Source organism: Mycoplasmopsis gallinarum DSM 19816 (assembly GCF_000621085.1).
GTDB classification, from domain to species: Bacteria; Bacillota_I; Bacilli_A; order Mycoplasmatales; family Metamycoplasmataceae; genus Mycoplasmopsis; species Mycoplasmopsis gallinarum.
Map to the genome: position 1 here is coordinate 1 of NZ_JHZE01000010.1, position 18018 is coordinate 18018.

The window sequence follows — 18018 nt, forward strand, 5'->3', positions numbered from 1 at the left end:
AAAAAAACAAATATGCCTATAAATAAGGTATATTTGTTTTTTTAAATCTAAAACTTTGAAAAAAATAAACAGATTGTTCATTTTAATTTACATTAAATTTAGATAAATAAGGGATGGTTAAATCTTTAAGCGGTTCAATTTTTCAATTTGGATTATTTGTTCTTTTTAACTCTAATTCCTTTTGTAATCTAACTTCATTATTTGAGCCAACAAAACCGGAAAGAAGAAAAATTTGCTGTCTATTTTGCAAATTTAAGAGCTCATTACCATTTTCATCAATAAAACTAAAACTGATTGGTAAATTACCTAAACCATATTTTTCAAAACTATAATCATTTAAAGGATCAATAAATACATTGACTTTTTTAATTAAAGTTTTGTTTTGATTATCACCGATAAAATAAAGTAAAATAAATTGATTTAATAGCAATTCTAATTTTTTGGTTAATTCCTCTTTGTAATTAATTACAAATTCAACACTTAAATCAGTCATAACTTTATTTTTTCATAAATTTAAATTGTTAATATTTTGATTAATCAAAAAATTAACAATATCAATTAAATTTTCATTCATAAAATCATTTGCATCTATAAATTGGGGTTTAATAATGTTGCCATTTGCATCCAAACCTGAATTATCTTGATTTTTTGGATATGAATAATATGAAAAATAGTTTTCACTATTTCTTGGTTTATCATTAATTAATCCTAGTTCATTGCTAATAAAAAAACCTTCAAAAATATGGTGATGTAAATTGAAATTAATTGTAAACCAAGGTAAAATTTGTTTATTTCCATCATTTTTATTAGTGATTTCAATATTTAATTTGCCAATTGAATAACTATCATTTAGTAAATTAGAAATTTCAAAATTATGAAATTTATAATCAAAATCTTCGGATACATTTGATAAATAAAATAATTCTGGATAATTTTCAATTAAAAACTTAAATCCATTTAAATTGAAATATTCATAACCTTTTAAGGGGTGCATAATTGAATCAAAATCTAAAAAATTAAAAATATTATTTTTCAAACTTAATTTAGGTTGATTAGTAAATTCTGTAAAAAAAGGAATATTTTTATTCGCTAAATTTTTATCTAAAGATAAAAATTCATTAGTTGCTAAATCACGATATTTATAATAATTTTCTGCAATAAAAGCATCATCTAAATAGATTTTTAATTTTTTTTGTGCTTCTGATAACATAGATTGATTTTTTTCATCTAAAAAATCAATATTAAAAGATAAATTGTTATTTTCATCTAAACTTCAGTTTGTAATTTCAATTTGAGATAATACTTGATTGTTTTTAACTATTTTAAAGGCTTTTAAGTGCATTAACAACTCTTTTTCAAAAATAGATTTTTGAAAATCAGAATTGTAAAATCCAATTTTTCTTGCATTTTGTGAATTAATTTTATAAGGATTCGATAATAAATTACTTTTTAAAGCTTTAAAAGCGATTCATTGTAAGTTAGGTAAATTATCAAAAATAGATTTATACTGGTTTTTATTAAAAAAATCCTTGCTTCAAAGTTTTTTGATATAGGTTGCAAAACTTTCAGATTGTGGATTGAATAAGTTTAAAAATAAAACCTCAAGATCTGTGTTTTCATTAACATTTTCTTTTCAAATATAAGTATTTTTATCATTATCAAAATTTCCATATTGATAATTGAAATTATTTAAATTTAATTGATATTTATTTAAATTAGTCACTAAATAATATTGATCATTTTCTTTTTGTATTTTTTTGAAAATAGGTTTATCTTTTGTTAAATCTTGATTAATTAAATATCAAAATTGATCTAAATTTAAATTTTGATTATTAGCTAATTCAATCATTTTATTAATATAATTCTGATTTTCTTCATTGTTTTTGACACAACTAAGTGAAATTAAAGGTAATAAGGGTGTATTTAATGCACTAAATATTAATATTTTTTTATTCATATAAACTTTCTACACAATAGTTTTATTATATTCAAGATATTAAAAAAAGATGTGATATTTCACATCTTTTCTATTTATTATTGTTATAAATTTCAATTCTATTAATTGCTTTACGTAATTTTAATTCAAATAAAGCTTCATCTTTTGTGTTTTTGTATTTTTTAAGAGCTGCTAAAGCTTTTTCTTTATCAGTTTCAGCTCTCTTGATGTCAATTTTATCTCCTGCAATAATATCATCAGTGATAATATTAATTTCAGATTTATCAGCTGAAATTAAGCCAGAACCAATTGAACAAATTTTTTCTTGATGATTTTCTAAAGAAATTGTCATTTTGCAAACATCAATATTACTTACAATTGCGGAATGTTCGGGAAGAATAGTTAAAGCCCCTTCTTTAGTTTTTAAATTAAGTGCAATTATATCTCCATCAAAAAAAATCTCATTTGGAGTAGTAATTTTTAATCTTGTAGTTTTTGCCATAATTAATTATTATTTTGACTTGCTTTATATTCTTGATAACGTTTTTCTACATCGTCAATTGAACCAACATAAAGGAATAACTCTTCTGGATAATCATCATAATTACCATCTAAAATTGCTCTAAAACTTCTAATGGTATCAGCAAGTTTTACATATTGACCTTTTTTACCTGAAAATTTTTCAGCAACTGTAAAAGGTTGAGATAAAAAGTTTCTAATTCTTCTTGCTCTAGCGACAATTTGCTTATCTTCGTCATTCAATTCACCCATTCCAAGAATAGCAATAATATCTTGTAATTCTTTGAATCTTTGTAAGATACTTACAACTTCATAAGCAACATCATAATGCTCTTGTCCCACAATTAAAGGATCAAGCAATCTAGAAGAAGACTCAAGTGGATCAACAGCTGGATAAATTCCTAAAGCTGCTATATTTCTATCAAGCACGGTTTTGGCATCAAGGTGGTTGAAAGTTGTTGCAGGTGCAGGGTCTGTTAAGTCATCAGCTGGCACGTAAACTGCTTGAACTGAAGTAATTGAACCATGATGTGTAGAAGTAATTCTTTCTTGTAATTGTCCCATTTCAGTTGCTAAAGTTGGTTGATAACCAACAGCTGAAGGCATTCTACCTAACAGCGCACTAACTTCAGAACCAGCTTGAGTAAATCTAAAGATATTATCAATAAAAAGTAAGACATCTTGATTTTGTTGATCTCTAAAGTATTCTGCCATTGTTAAACCAGTTAAAGCAACTCTCATTCTAGCGCCAGGAGGCTCATTCATTTGACCGAAGACTAAAGCAGTTTTATCTAAAACTCCTGCAGCTTTCATTTCATAGTATAAATCATTACCTTCTCTAGTTCTCTCACCAACACCAGCAAAAACTGAAAGTCCCCCATGTTGTGTCGCAATGTTGTTAATTAATTCTTGCACCAAAACAGTTTTACCAACTCCAGCACCACCAAAAAGCCCAATTTTTCCACCTTTTGCATATGGAATTAATAAGTCAACAACTTTAATTCCAGTTTCTAAAATTTGTGAAACAGTTTTTTGTTCTTCATAAGAAGGTGCAGGCGCATGAATTGGCATTTTGGGAGCTTCAGGTGCAGGCATTAAGTCAATTGGATTACCTAAAACATCAAACATTCTACCTAAAACATTATTTCCAACAGGTACACTAATTGGTTTACCGGTATTAAGTACTTTTAAGCCTCTTGAAAGTCCACTTGTTGAAACCATTGCGATTGAACGTACTGTATCATCGCCAATATGTTGAGCAACTTCTAAAGTAAAAATTTGATTATCATATTCAACTTCTAAAGCATTATTAATTAATGGTAAATTGCCTTTTTCAAATCTAACATCCACAACAGGACCCATAATTTGCACAATATAACCATAATTTTTTGCTTCTTTGGAAACACTATTCATAGTAATCTCCTTTCTATTATTTGTTTTGTAAATCATTCAAGTCAATATTTATTGAATGATCTATTTTAGTTCATTGTACTTCTTTTTTGCATAAAGCTTTAATAAATAAAGGAATATATCAAAAAAGATAAATTGGTTGCATAAAGCAAGCTTTTCATTTCATTTTTGTTGTCATTGCAACTCTTGGATCGGCATAAATACTCAAAGCGGTATAAATTACAATACTAAAGTAGTAAATAATTAATCCTAGTAAAATTGCAATTAAATTACTAATAATGGTAATTAAAATTTTTTGATTTAAATGAGAAATATAGAAGGTTCAAATTCCAAGACTAATAGTTGCAATAATAAAAATGATTGAAAGAATAAATGATGCAAAGGAAACGGCTTGAAATTTTAATTCAAAACAGCCAACTTTATTACTTTGACTCTTTTTGAAAAGAGCTTCATTTAAAGATTTGCGATATTTTCGAAATAGTTGATTATGCCCTTTGATTCATCTGAGTCTTTGTTTATTGGCGTCATTTAATTTAATAGGCTGTTCATCATAAAATATTGCATCAGAAACATAAGCACATTTAGTATTATCAAGAGCCATATTAATGGTTAATTCTAAATCTTCTGTCAATGTAAAAAAGTTTCATCCGCCAAATTTTTCAATTTGTTTTTTTGAAATATAAAAACCTGTTCCTGATAATTGAATGGTAGTACCATTTTTTGTTCTTTTTAAATTTTCTAAATGTGAAAATCTTGAAAAAGTTAACCCTGAACAAGCTGAAACCCAGGAAGAATTTCAATTTTTGTTATTGCGATAACCGACTGCAACTTCATAACCTTGATTGTAAGCATTATTCATTGCATCTGTAAAATTTTCATCTAATAAATTATCAGCGTCCATTATGATAAAAGCATCAGTTAATAAATTATTTTGGTTAGCAAAATTGATCATTTCATTAACTAATTGACCTTTACCTTTAATTTCAAAATTTTGCCTCAAATAAATATTAAAATTGTATTCTTTGGCAATTTTAACAGTTGGATCATTTAAATCTTCTACACCAATAACTACATTAATTTTGTTTGAATCATAAGCTTGATTTTTTATAGATTTAAGCAAATTTTCAATTACTTTTGACTCATCTCTAGCTGGAATTAAATAAGTAAAATAATGCTGTTTTTCTGCTTTAGGAAAAATATTTTGTGCTTTTTTACGGTTAAAAAAAGCATAAAAGAAATATTGAAATTTAAAATAGTGAAAAAGAATAGCAATTAAAAATAAAAATAAAGTAATGCCTAAAAAAACCCAGAAAAACGTAAAACTTAATTTACTTGTATCTCATTGCATTGTTTTTGAAATTCAGGATGTTCGTTCAATCTTTCAAAACCCTGAGAATTTATTTTATATAAATTCTGATTTTTAGAGATTTTGAAAATTTCATAATATTTGTCTATTCATTGTTTTTCTAAATTATTTTTCATCATTTCAATATTTTCTGATTTATCCAAATTATTATTTGGATAAATTGGTTCAAGAAAATGAGTAACAACTCTTTTAACTCGATCACTATTTTTATATTTTTTAATTTCCAAAAAGACAGGCAAAATAGGCTTGTTAAAATCATAAGCAAAATTGTAAGCCCCATTTACAGTTGGACGAGGTTTAATGTACTTATGTCACATTTCTTTTTCAGCAAAAATTAAAATAAAATTTCTTTTTTTACTTTCTAATAAAACTTTTAATTCTTGTTTCATTTTGATTAATGCTCTTGGATTTGAAGGAATAGGGAACATCCCTCCGTGTTGGAGCATTCTACCTCTTGTGCCTTTAACATTATTATCTTCTTTGGCTAAAATAAAAAATTTATGTTTATTTATATTGTCTCTAATGAGAAGATTATCAAGATATAAGCAATGATTGCTTACAGCAATAAAATTTTGATTTTTTAATTTTTTATAATTATTTTTACCTTTGATTTGATTTAAAAATCAAATTTTAATAAAGAAAGAGGCAAATTTTAAAATTGCACGCATAAAGAAAGAATAAATTTTAGAATATCATTTATTCTTTCAAAATTTGTGATTTTCATTAACTTTTCTAATATTTTTTTCTTTAAAACCAAAAGTATCAATTGGTTCATTAAATAAACCATTTAATTCTTTTTCATTAATTATTTCTTGATATTTATTAATTTTCATTTTTAAACAGCATCAGCTCCTGCAACAATTTCATTTAATTCTTGAGTTATATTGCTTTGACGGCGACGATTGTATTTGATATTTAAGTCGGTAGTTAAATTATCTGCATTATCAGTAGCTGTTTCCATTGCCGAACGCCGTGAAGCTAATTCACTTAATTTAGCTGATGAATAAGCTTTATACAATTGAGAAGTTAAATAAAGAGGAATGGCAGTTGATAAAACTTGTCTTGGCGAAGGTTCAAATTCAATAGTTGAAGTTAAACTTTTGTCACAACTGCCATTTTCACAAACTAAACCTAATTTTCCAATTGTAATTGGCATAATTTGTTCTGAAATTTCTTCTTGAACTAAGTTGTTAATATATTTATTGTAAATAATATTGACACTATTAACTTCTTTCAATGAATAATGTTCATAAACTACTTTCATCACATCTTGCATCATTTGATAATGATCTTCATTTTGTTCACTATTTAAAGTTGCAAGAATTTGATTTGGATAAAGACTTTCTAAAGCATGAATGCCTTTTGAACCAATTAAAATAATTAAATCGTCTTTTTTAATAGTTTTTTTGGCTAATTTAATGACATTAGCATTATAGCTACCAGCTAAACCAAAATCACCAGTTAAAACGATAAATAATCTTGCTTTAGCATTAATAACTGGAAAAAGTTTAACTGCTTCTGAATGAGTTAAGTGATTGATGATTAAATTAAAAGTATTAACAATTGACTCTTCATAAGCTTTAACAGTATCATATTCATTTTTTGCTCTTTTAAGCTTAGAAGCTGCCACAAGTTCCATTGCATGAGTAATTTTTCGAATTGACTGAACAGTATTAATTCTTTTTTTAATTACATTTAAACCGGCCATTTTAGCCTAAATTTGGAATTGGTAAATAATCATTTGGATTGTAATTTGGAATTGAATTAACAATTTCAGTCACAATATGAATTAAATGTTTGACTAATTCAGTTTTAATTTCATCATTTAAAGCATAATTATTATTTTTAATTTTATTAGCGATTAAAATCCCATCTTCTGTACGAGTGATGAAGTCAATTACATCAGTACGGTAAGTTTTAACTTTATCAACTGGTAATGGATTAATAATTTTTTCTTTAACTCCTAATAAAATTGCGACTTGAGTTATTTGATCAATTGGAGAATATTGCTCTTGTTTCAAAATTTCATAAACTTTAGCACCGTGGTTCAAAATATTTTTAGTTGATTCATCCAAATCAGAACCAAATTGCGCAAAAGCTAACATTTCATTATATTGTGCTAATTCTAATTTTAATGATGAAGCAACTTGTTTCATCGCTTTAATTTGAGCCGCTGAACCTACCCGACTAACTGAAAACCCTACATCAACTGCTGGTCTTTGTCCTGAATTAAATAAACTTTCTTTGGTGAAAATTTGACCATCAGTAATAGAAATCACATTAGTTGGAATATAAGCAGAAATATCACCTTGTTGAGTTTCAATAATTGGTAAGGCAGTAATTGAACCTCCTCCAAATTCTTGATTCACTCTTGCAGCTCTTTCTAATAATTGTGAGTGCAAATAGAAAACATCACCTGGATAAGCTTCACGACCCGGAGGTCTTCTTAATAATAATGATAAGGTTCTATAAGCCACAGCATGTTTTGATAAATCGTCATAAACAATTAAAACATCTTGTCCATTAGCCATTCATTCTTCAGCAATAGTAACACCTGAATATGGTGCAATATATTGTTGAGGGGCTAATTCTGATGCTCCAGAAACCACGACAGTTGTATAAGCCATTGCTCCTGTGTCTTCTAATTTTTTAACAATTTGTGCTACAGTTGAATTTTTTTGGCCGATAGCAACATAAATACATTTCACATTTTTACCTTTTTGGTTAATGATTGTATCTATAGCAATTGCTGTTTTTCCGGTTTGTCTATCGCCAATGATTAATTCCCGTTGTCCCTTACCGATTGGAATCATTGAATCAATTGCAATGATTCCTGTTTCAAGAGGTTGGTTAACTTCTTTTCTTGACATAACCCCAGGTGCTATTTTGAAAATTTCTCTTTTGTTAGTGTAATTAATTTTACCTTTTCCATCAATAGGTTCACCTAAAGCATTAACTACTCTTCCTAAAAGAGCATCTCCAACTCCAATTGAAATAACTTCTCCACTCCGATGACATTCATCACCTTCAGATAATTCGTTTGCATTACCGAAAATAGTAACTCCAACTACTTCTTCTTCAAGATTTAAAACTAAACCATAAATGTTATTTTTAAAAATAATAATTTCACCATTTTTAGCTTTATCTAAACCATTTACTAAAGCAATTCCATCACCAATAGTAATAATGTGTCCGATTTCTGAATAGTCGATTCTAGATGAGTCGAAATTTTTAATTCGATCTTTGATAATCGCTGAAATTTCATCAATTGAATGTTTCATCTAAACCTCCTTTTTCATAATTGAATTTTGAATTTTATCTAATGTCAAATTAAAACTGTTTTCGATTATTAAACTGTCAATTTTAATTCTAAATCCTGCAATTAAACTTGGATCAATTTCGTGTTCTAACACGATATTGAATTGATATTTTTCTTCCAATTTATTTTTAATTTCATTTAATTTTGCTTCTGATAATTCAAAAGCCGTGGTGATTTTGCCATATCTAATTTTTAAATGTTCATTAGATAATTTTAAAAATGCACCAATAATTGTTTTAATACTGCGAGCAGAATTATTTTCCACAATCACTTTAAAAAAATTGGTTAATAAATTATTAAAACCAAATTCATTGAATATTTGATCTAAATATTTATATTTGTCTTCTTTAGAACTTTCATAACTTGTTAAATAAGTTATGAAAGAATCATCATTTTTAATATTTTGCATAAGAACAACTAAGATATCATGAATATTTTTAATAATATTTTGTTCTTTTGCTAATTCAAATAATGCTATCGCATAAGCATCTACATTAGTTTGTTTGTACATAAAATTACTTCGATTCTAAAAATTCTTTGATAATTGTTTCTTCGTCTGAAATTCTAGCTTTATCATTTAAGATTTTTTTAGAAAGGGCTGTAGCAGCTTTTGCGATTTCATTTTTAGACTCTTCTAATAATTTCTTTTGTTGAACTGAAATATCAAATTTAGCTTCTTCCAACAATCTATTAGCATCACTTTTTGCTTTATCTGTATATTCAACTAAAATATTTCCCGCTTTTTCTTTAGCTTTTTTAATAATTGCTCTTGACTCAGTTTGTGCTGAAATCAATTTTTGATTAGCCATATCTAATTGAGCTTGGGCATCTTTAACTAGTTTTTGAGAATTATTAATATTGTTTTGAATATAGTCTTTTCTTGCTTGAATTGATGCTTTTAACTTTTTATAAAATAAAAAGTAAAGAATCACACCCGCTAAAGAAATAGCGATTAAAGTGGCAACTACAATTGGTCATGAAGGAAAAAGCTTCATGAATTTTTCATAAAGTGAAGAACCAAGTGCATCAGAATTTGAACTGGTTTGTTTTTCACTTGTGTTATATAAAATTTCTAAGTTAGATAATATATTCATTTTATTTGTTGAAAGCAAAAAGTAAAATGAAAGCAATTAAAAGAGAGTAAATAGCAGCAGATTCAGCAACAGCTTGCCCAATAATCATCATGGTACGAATTTTAGAAGCAGCTTCAGGATTTCTTCCAACAGCTTCAGCAGCTTTACCAGCTGCAATTCCTTGGCCTAAACCTGAACCGAAAGTTCCAAGCATTGCAATCCCTACTCCAATTGCTACTAATCCTTTATCTGTCATAATAATTTTCTCCTTGTTGTTAATAAATCACTTGTTTGGTATTTTTTGTTTTAATTTTTTTCTCTTTTTTCGCTTTAGTTTCAGCCTCATTAACTCAATAAATTAAAGTTAAAGAAGTAAAGACTAAAGCTTGAATAAAGGCACCAAAGATATCAAAATATAAATGTAAAACTGAATTAGCCACAGGCCCAAAAAAGAAAAATCAAGGCATATTGTTTTCTAATGGAAACACTAATCAAGCGCGCCCGAAAAGATAGTAAACTAAAAAGACAATAGTACTACCTGCAATAATATTTCCAAAAATCCGGAAACTTAAAGAAATCAAAGGCACAAATTGGCTTAAAAATTCAAGTGGATTTAAATATTTTTTAAAGAAACTAAATTTTTGATAAATAAAACCAACCACATAAATTCCTAATCAAGTGATTAAGGCTAAAGTGAATGGAATTGAGTAAGAAGTGGCAATTGGCTCTAAACCAATTATGCCAACCAAATTACCAATTAATAAAAAAGTTCCTAAAACAAATAGATAAATTCTAGTTTTACTAATTTTTCCTTCAGTAGCTTCATCAAAAGTAGTTTCGAAAAAGTTTAAATATCCTTCCATTGCAATTAAAAAACCATTTGGTGCTTTAGTTGGATCGCTTTTTTTACACATTATAAATACAGTGATACCAATAATAAAACAAATTAAAACCGTTACACAAAGGGAAAAGAGTTGAGGTTGATTTCATTCGTTAATATGTTCTATTAACTGTGTCATTAAAACTCCTTTCTTTTGTTTTTTTTATAAAAGAAGCAATCAAAATCGCCAAATTTCAACTTAGTAATCCAAAAGTAAAAGTAAAAATATTGCTTGGATATAAAGTCAAACGATAAATTGTTTCTTTGTATGGATTATTTAAAGAATTTAAATTAATTCAAAGTAATAAATATAAAATTGTTGCAATTATTAACATATTAATAAAAAAAATTAAAAGAAAACGACTACTTAATTTAAATCTAAATTTTTTTTGATTTAAAACTCAATTTAAAGTCATTTGTTTTAAATTAAAAATTACATATGCTAAAGCTGCTCCAATTAAAAATCCTAATACTAAACTTTCATCTAATAAAAAATAAAAACTGCCAAAAATAACAGCTCAAATTAAAGTTCATATTAAATAAATTTTTACGACTTTGTTTGCAAATTGATATTCCATAATCCATGAGTTTTTATACAAAAACACAAAATTTGTTATAAAAATAACATATTGTTATTATATAACTAAAAAAATTAGCAAAATATTTTTTTGAATATCTTAAATTAACTATAAAAACCTATAAAAAAGCAATATTTATTTCGACAATTTGACTTTCGTTAAAATACTTTATAAAAATATTAATATTTATTTAAAATAAATATATGAGATTGAAAAATAAAAAAATATTAACTAGTTTATTAGTTAGCCCAAGTTTATTAATACCTTTTAGCGTGATAAGCACAACCACATCAGCTAATTCTGACGCACCAAAATTAGAATTTTTTAAAACTAACAGTGTAGAAGAAATTGCAAAAATGAAAATTTTTGATGCAAGAGATTACAATTTAGTTACTGATGTTAAAAATCAAGGACATGAAGGTCTTTGCTGAGCCTATACAATTGCTTCGATTTTAGAAACTAGTATTTTAAAAAATAATATAGGTAATTACACTAAAAATTCTTTAGATATTGATGAACATGCAATTGATTACATAAGTAATAGTTGAAATCACAATGCAGATAAGTTAAATTTAAATCTCGATGCTAAAGCATGAAAAGGAATTTTAGGTGAAGGAAATTATTTATCTCACGCATTTAATGGTTTAATGAGAAATACATCCCCAATTGCTCAAACTAATCAAACTGAGTTTCCTAATTTTGATAATCCTACAATTGCCAAAATTAAAAACGCTGTAAAAATTAATCATACTGTTGAAGATATTAAATTAGCGATTGCCAAATATGGTTCTGTGGGAGTTGCTTATGCTTTTAACGGAATGAATTTTGGTTCTAAAACCGTTTGATACAACGAACCAAATTCAATTATTGAAACTAAACCACTTGAAGAAAGAAAAATCAAAAATCATGCTTCAGCTATTGTAGGTTGAGACGATACTTATTATAAATCTAATTTTGGACCTGAAACACCGAAACAAACAGGAGCCTTTATTATTAAAAATAGTTGAGGAACTAGAATGCATGGCAAGGGCTACTTTATGCTTTCATACGATTCATTAGATTTAATTCATGAAGTAATGGCAGTTGAAGTAGAAAATAATGATACATATCAAAATACTTACTATTATGATACAAAAAATTCATTTTCTTTATTTGCAACCAGTGATACTAATGAAAGAACAATGGCAAATATTTACCCAGTTAAAAAAGCAAATGATGAAATTGTAGAAAAATTAAAGTCAATTAATTTTGCACTTAAGGGCTCAAATATTACTGCTGAAATCAAAATTTATGTTAAAAATTCTTCAATGTCTAATCCTGAAGATGGCGAATTAAAATTAACTCAAAAAGTGCAAATTCCAAATTCTGGTGATAAAGGATTTTATACAATTGATTTAAACGAGGAAATTATTTTAAACAAAGGACAATATTTTTCAATCATAGTTGATGTCACTAACAACACTGAAAAAAATGTTGATTTGGTGGCAAGTTGAGAAACTAGAGAAATTTTGAGCTTTTATAAAAATAATAATCAATGAGTAAATAGCAAAAACAGTTATGTTGTGTTTGGAATTAAAGCTCATACTCTTGAAATGCCAATTAGTGAATTAAATAAAAGCGCAGTAGTTGATGAAGAAAATAAAGAATTAGAGGAAAGTTCTGAAACTAATACAAATAATAATCCTAGTGAATCAGATATGGAAAATAATCCACCGAGAAGTGATGACAGCGAAAGTGAATCAGAAAACTCTGAAGGCGAAGTAGAAACAGATACAGGCACTAATATAGAAGAGTCATCAGATAGTGAGATTTCAAGAGAAGAAGAAACAAACTCTCCAAAAACTGATGAATCTGGAACAGATTCGAATTCAGAAGAGAGTAATCCGCCAAGAGACGATGACAGCGAAAGTGAATCAGAAAGCTCTGAAGGTGAAGTAGAAACAGATACAGACACAGACACTAATATAGAAGATTCACCAGATAGTGAGATTTCAAGAGAAGAAGAAACAAGTTCTCCAAAAACTGATGAATCTGGAACAGATTCAAGTTCAGAAGAAAATAATCCGATTTCAAAAGAATCTGATATATCTGATGTTGAAGGCAATAGTTCACCAGCAACTCAAGATAATAACAAACCTACAGTAGAAGATTCTACAAATGAAAACAAAGATACAGTAAATGAAAATCCAACAAGTGATCAAAGCAATTCAAACCCTGAAACCGAAGAGAATCGAATTAATGATTCTTCAACATCTGAATCACAACCAAATAATCCAGTTGAAACAGAAGAGAGAACTAATTCAAATCCAAGTACTAATGAAGGTTCAATTATAGAAAACAATAATTCTAATAGTGAAAAAGAATTAGAAGATGTTTCAATTGAATCTGAAAAATCTAAAACCAATGAAATAAGTGTTATTTTATGAAGTATTTTAGGTGTTTCAACTGCCATTATCACTTTTGGTATAGCAACTTTCTTTATTGTTAAATTAATGAAAAAAAGAGTTAAAAAATAATTTTTAACTCTTTTTTTGTCTTGAAAAATAAGTCACAATTGACTGTTTAAAATTAGATCAAGCAACAGATTTTTGAATTTTAAAAATCCATTGATTATTGACTTTATTAATATAAACTTTGTCTAAAATATTTCAAATCATTGAATATAAAGCAATATAAATAATTCCAACAATAGCAAATAAAATTAAATGATATGCTCTAAAAACTCATTTATTATTTACACTTCCAGCAAATTTAATATTAACTTTAAGAGGTATTTGTTCTAAAAAGAAATAATTACTACTTCATTTATTATTTGGGGTTAAATCATTAGTAATTCAGTTGATTATCAGCATTAAAACCGATAAAGTAAAAAAGATAATAAAAGTTTTAATTGATTCTTTGAAAGTTAATTTTTGTGGATATAAAGTTAATAATAAAACAGGCATTACAACAACATAAAAATGTGCTAAAAGAAAATCTCAGTAATAAAAACTATCTAAACCAACTCTGACTTCTTTTGTTAAAGGATTTTTTAAAAAATCTGGCATAGCTAAAGCAACTAAACCACCTAAAATAGAAAAAGCGGCAAAATATTTTAATCAATTAAATTTGTTAAAAATTAAAGTAAGTGCAATTCAAATTAACATTAAACGACAAAAATGCAAAGGAATAGCTTCTCATAAATTAGGAAAATCTGATAAAACTAAAACAATTGAACGAAAAATTACAAAAATTAAGGTAATTCCTCCAACTGTCGATCAAAATGCTTTGATAGATTTATTATGTTTAATGAGCAACTTTTGATATCAAGGTCCTATTAAACGATGGAATAATCAAAAACTAATCATTAAAATGAAACAGAATAAAATTACAATATAGAACAAATATTGGCTAATTCCTCTTCAAGGAATTTCGTTTCCATAAGGGTTAAAAAAAGCAAGCAACTTAAAAACCTCCAAATCCTAATTTGGTTAAATCACTTAAATTGCCACTTTTAATTTTTTTAGTCATTTCTGACATTTGTTTTGTCATTAATTCAAAATCATTTAATAAGCGATTATATTCAAAAGCGCTACGTCCCGAACCAGCTAAAATTCTTTGTTTTCTAGAAGCTTGTTTTAATAATTTAGGATTTTGCTTTTCTTTTTTAGTCATTGAATTAATTAAAATTTCATAAGAAGCAAATTTAGCTTCAGCTTCTTCGATTTTATTCTCATCTATTTTTTTAGCTAAACCGGGAATCATTTTAATTAATTTAGTCATTTTACCCATTTTTTTAATTTGAGCTAAATTATTCATTAAGTCATCAAGTGTAAAATTACCTTTTAAAATATTAGCAATAGTGTTATTGGCTAAATTAGGATCGTAAACTTCTTCAGCTTTTTCAATTAAACTTAAAACATCACCCATTCCTAAAATTCTATCGGCCATTCTATCTGGATAAAATAAATCTAAATTAGATACTTTTTCACCAGTTCCTATGAAACGAATAGGGATATTAACAACTTTTGCAATACTTAGAGCAGCTCCACCTCTTGCGTCAGAGTCTAATTTAGTAATAATTGCACCAGTTAATTTTAATTTTTCATTAAAACTTTGCGCAACATTTAAAATATCTTGTCCACTTAAAGCATCAGCAACAAAGAAAATCTCGTTTGGATTAGCAATTACTTTTAAATCGAATAATTCATCCATTAATTTTTCATCAATAGCTAAACGCCCAGCTGTATCAATTAAAATCAAATCATTTTTATTTTCGTGAGCATAATTTAAAGCATTTTTAACAATTTCCTGTGCACTATGATTAATTCCCATTTCAAAATAATCAATATTAATGCTTTTAGCCAAAGTTACTAATTGTTGAACAGCTGCTGGACGATAAATATCGGCAGCAACTACTAATGGTTTTTCTACCATTTTTTTCTTTCTTAGATAGTAAGCTAACTTAGCCACTGCAGTAGTTTTACCAGAACCTTGTAAGCCAGTAAACATAATAACGTAAGGTCTTTTATTAATTTCAATCGGTTGAACAGTTTTACCTAAAACATCAACTAATTCAGCATGAACAATCTTAATCATTTGTTGAGAGGCATTTAATGATGAAGTTAATCTTGATTCAAGCGCCTTCTCTTTAACATTAGCAATAAAATCTTTGACAACTTTTAAATTAACGTCGGCCTCTAATAAAGCCATTTTGATATCTCTAGTAACTTCCAAAATATCGGCTTCATTAATCATAGTTTTTTTGTTCATTTTTGCAATAGATTTTTGAATGCGATTTTCTAAAAAATTAAACATATTTACTCCTTATTGTCGACTTTAGACAATGTATAAACTTTGCCAAAATTTTCAAAACCAATTTTGTTATAGATAAGTCCAGCTTTTGGGTTGTGGAAAAATAAAATTGCAGTTTTATTTCTATCAATAATTTCATTTAATAATGCAATTGTTACTTGGGTAGCATATCCATTATTACGAAATTCTTTTAAACAATAAACACCACCAATCATTTCTGCTTGATTGGTTTTAGCAGCTACAGATGCATGTGCGACAACTTGATTATTAATTTCAATAAAATAATTATTTGAAATATTTTTTAAAAAAGATCGTTCATAATAATTTAATTCAGTTGCAAAATTTTCATTACGAAAATCTTTAAACTCATCGATTTGAAATCTTGATTCAACAATTTTTTTAATTTGCTCTAAATTAGTGGCTTTTTGAGCTAAATTAATTGGTCCATTAAATTTTTTATTTGCTTTAGCAATAATTTGGTAATTAATTTTAAAGTCTTTAAGTTGTTCAAAAAAATCTTTTTTATTTTGAAACATCTCGTCACTAATAAAAATATTAGTAATTTTATGCTTTGAAATTAATTCACTTAATTCATTAGTTTGAATTTGATTAAGAGGGTCATAAAAAAGTAAAGTAGTTTGAAAAATTAAGATAAAAAACAAAATTTCATTTTGGTTATTGTATTTTATATAACTTTTAATAAAGTCATTTTCAACACCAAATTCTTCAACATCGCCAATTAAAAATAAATTATAAAGCGGAGATTTGGCTAAAAAATTTAAAATTTTGTCTTTATCCTGAATGGTTGCTTTTTGCATATTTTCTCTCATTAAAATAAAAAAGCATTGCTGCTTTTATTATTCTTCATCATTAAGTGCTGCATCTAATAAATTAAGTAATTCTTGTGCTTCTTCTCTAGTTAAAGTAATCCCTTTTGTCATTCTTGAGTGATCACTATTTCAGTCTCTAATGTCGAATTTTTCTTGTCCACCATTTCAAGAAACTAAATTCAATTCTTTTTTATAAGATGCTTGATCATTGGTTGAAATTGTTCCGTAGTGTTTTTTAATTTCATATCTAACTTCTGCGTTATTTCTGATTGCCATTTTTAATTGCCTTTCTACATAAATCAATACTTGTTTCTTTATTTTATTTTAAATATTTAAATATATAAATATAAATATAAAAAATATATGGAAATCATTTATTTTTTATATGTAATTTGTGCATATGCACACATCGCAATCATTGCTCCATTATCTGTGGCATATTTTAAATTTGGGATTAAAGCTTTAGGGCTTAATTTCAAAAATTCACTTCTTAATTGACTATTAGCACTCACACCACCTGCTAAAACTAAGGTTTCAAAATCATATTTTTGTATTGCCAATTTAACTTTATCAATTAAATAATTAACTGCTAATTCCTGAAATGAACACGCTAATTTAATTTCATCTAACTTATCTTTTCGATCAATTGAATTGCGATATAAGTTAATAACTTGAGATTTTAACCCACTAAAAGAAAAATCAAGTTCATTTTCAGTGTGTGGAATAGTTAATTTGTAATAATCACCATTATAATTTTGTTTTAATTTATCAATAATAGGCCCACCTGGAAAACCTAAATTCAATCTTGTACTTACTTTGTCAAAAGCTTCACCAACTGCATCGTCTAAAGTTTGGCCAATTATTTCAATGTCGAACGGATTTTTCACATACATTAATTGTGTATGCCCTCCAGAAACTAATAAAGACAAAGCTGGATATTTAATTTCAGATTCAATAGCCGCTGAATAAAAATGCCCCTCTAAATGATTAATTGGAATAAGTGGCTTATCCAAAACAATGCTTAAAGCATTAGCAAATAAATAGCCAATTTGTAAAGTTCCAATCAAACCAGGTTTTTCAGTATAAGCAATATAATCAATTGTGCTTAAATCAATTTCAGACATTAAATCAAGTTGAATTAAATTAATATTTTTAACATGCTCTCTTGAAGATAATTCAGGAATTGTTCCGCCAAAAATTTTAAATAAATCAATTTGACTAATTGTTTTCATAAATAAAACTTGATTATTTTCCAAGACTGCAATTGATGTATCATCATGACTAGTTTCAATTCCTAAAATTTTCATAAGATT

General features: G+C 26.7%; 18 protein-coding genes. 1 reads left to right on the forward strand and 17 read right to left on the reverse strand.

Translation table 4 applies throughout. The features are described from left to right. Window positions 1-82 precede the first annotated feature (82 nt). The 12 genes from Q346_RS0102375 to Q346_RS0102430 form a co-directional block, all read right to left on the reverse strand. Window positions 83-1957 carry an MAG3240 family lipoprotein gene (locus tag Q346_RS0102375; protein ID WP_027332908.1) on the reverse strand — a complete coding sequence of 625 codons (1875 nt, stop codon included), beginning with the start codon at window positions 1955-1957 and terminating at the stop codon, window positions 83-85. A 70-nt stretch (window positions 1958-2027) separates the two neighbouring features. Then, entirely contained in the window at window positions 2028-2438 is a 411-nt protein-coding gene (gene atpC, locus Q346_RS0102380; protein ID WP_027332909.1) for an ATP synthase F1 subunit epsilon, read from the reverse strand. Window positions 2439-2440: 2 nt separating this feature from the next. Beyond that, window positions 2441-3868: a F0F1 ATP synthase subunit beta gene (gene atpD, locus Q346_RS0102385; RefSeq protein WP_027332910.1), complete on the reverse strand. Its 1428-nt coding sequence runs from the start codon at window positions 3866-3868 to the stop codon at window positions 2441-2443. A gap of 16 nt (window positions 3869-3884) precedes the next feature. After that, window positions 3885-5213: a glycosyltransferase family 2 protein gene (locus tag Q346_RS0102390; RefSeq protein WP_027332911.1), complete on the reverse strand. Its 1329-nt coding sequence runs from the start codon at window positions 5211-5213 to the stop codon at window positions 3885-3887. Further along, window positions 5189-6064 (reverse strand): 1-acyl-sn-glycerol-3-phosphate acyltransferase, encoded by an 876-nt coding sequence (locus Q346_RS0102395; protein WP_027332912.1) that lies wholly within the window; start codon window positions 6062-6064, stop codon window positions 5189-5191. The genes Q346_RS0102390 and Q346_RS0102395 overlap by 25 nt, the downstream gene beginning before the upstream one ends. 2 nt (window positions 6065-6066) lie before the next feature. Beyond that, the gene (atpG, locus tag Q346_RS0102400; protein WP_027332913.1) at window positions 6067-6939 is read right to left on the reverse strand and encodes an ATP synthase F1 subunit gamma; all 873 of its coding nucleotides are present in this window, start codon (window positions 6937-6939) and stop codon (window positions 6067-6069) included. 1 nt (window position 6940) lies between these two features. Beyond that, the gene (atpA, locus tag Q346_RS0102405) at window positions 6941-8512 is read right to left on the reverse strand and encodes a F0F1 ATP synthase subunit alpha (protein ID WP_027332914.1); all 1572 of its coding nucleotides are present in this window, start codon (window positions 8510-8512) and stop codon (window positions 6941-6943) included. Then, window positions 8513-9061: a F0F1 ATP synthase subunit delta gene (locus Q346_RS0102410; RefSeq protein WP_027332915.1), complete on the reverse strand. Its 549-nt coding sequence runs from the start codon at window positions 9059-9061 to the stop codon at window positions 8513-8515. 4 nt (window positions 9062-9065) lie between these two features. After that, the gene (locus Q346_RS03845) at window positions 9066-9644 is read right to left on the reverse strand and encodes an ATP synthase F0 subunit B (RefSeq protein WP_051521797.1); all 579 of its coding nucleotides are present in this window, start codon (window positions 9642-9644) and stop codon (window positions 9066-9068) included. A gap of 1 nt (window position 9645) precedes the next feature. Further along, on the reverse strand, window positions 9646-9879 hold the full coding sequence (atpE, locus tag Q346_RS0102420) for an ATP synthase F0 subunit C (protein WP_027332916.1): 234 nt from the start codon (window positions 9877-9879) through the stop codon (window positions 9646-9648). Window positions 9880-9898: 19 nt separating this feature from the next. After that, window positions 9899-10642 (reverse strand): F0F1 ATP synthase subunit A, encoded by a 744-nt coding sequence (locus tag Q346_RS0102425; protein ID WP_027332917.1) that lies wholly within the window; start codon window positions 10640-10642, stop codon window positions 9899-9901. Then, entirely contained in the window at window positions 10617-11081 is a 465-nt protein-coding gene (locus Q346_RS0102430; RefSeq protein ID WP_027332918.1) for a hypothetical protein, read from the reverse strand. Before Q346_RS0102430 ends, Q346_RS0102425 begins: the two co-directional genes overlap by 26 nt. Window positions 11082-11284: 203 nt before the next feature. Between Q346_RS0102430 and Q346_RS03850 the strand changes: the two genes are divergently transcribed. After that, complete coding sequence (locus Q346_RS03850; RefSeq protein ID WP_244874346.1) at window positions 11285-13597, forward strand: C1 family peptidase; 2313 nt, start codon at window positions 11285-11287, stop codon at window positions 13595-13597. A 3-nt stretch (window positions 13598-13600) separates the two neighbouring features. Here Q346_RS03850 and Q346_RS0102440 read toward each other — a convergent pair whose 3' ends face one another. From Q346_RS0102440 to tsaD, 5 genes are all read right to left on the reverse strand, one after another. Then, window positions 13601-14524 (reverse strand): YwaF family protein, encoded by a 924-nt coding sequence (locus tag Q346_RS0102440; protein WP_027332919.1) that lies wholly within the window; start codon window positions 14522-14524, stop codon window positions 13601-13603. Window position 14525: 1 nt separating this feature from the next. Beyond that, the gene (ffh, locus tag Q346_RS0102445) at window positions 14526-15878 is read right to left on the reverse strand and encodes a signal recognition particle protein (RefSeq protein WP_027332920.1); all 1353 of its coding nucleotides are present in this window, start codon (window positions 15876-15878) and stop codon (window positions 14526-14528) included. Window positions 15879-15880: 2 nt separating this feature from the next. Then, window positions 15881-16693: a GNAT family N-acetyltransferase gene (locus tag Q346_RS0102450; protein ID WP_027332921.1), complete on the reverse strand. Its 813-nt coding sequence runs from the start codon at window positions 16691-16693 to the stop codon at window positions 15881-15883. A gap of 39 nt (window positions 16694-16732) precedes the next feature. After that, window positions 16733-16981 (reverse strand): YdbC family protein, encoded by a 249-nt coding sequence (locus tag Q346_RS0102455; RefSeq protein WP_027332922.1) that lies wholly within the window; start codon window positions 16979-16981, stop codon window positions 16733-16735. A 98-nt stretch (window positions 16982-17079) separates the two neighbouring features. Continuing rightward, window positions 17080-18012: a tRNA (adenosine(37)-N6)-threonylcarbamoyltransferase complex transferase subunit TsaD gene (gene tsaD / locus Q346_RS0102460; RefSeq protein ID WP_027332923.1), complete on the reverse strand. Its 933-nt coding sequence runs from the start codon at window positions 18010-18012 to the stop codon at window positions 17080-17082. Window positions 18013-18018: the final 6 nt, after the last annotated feature.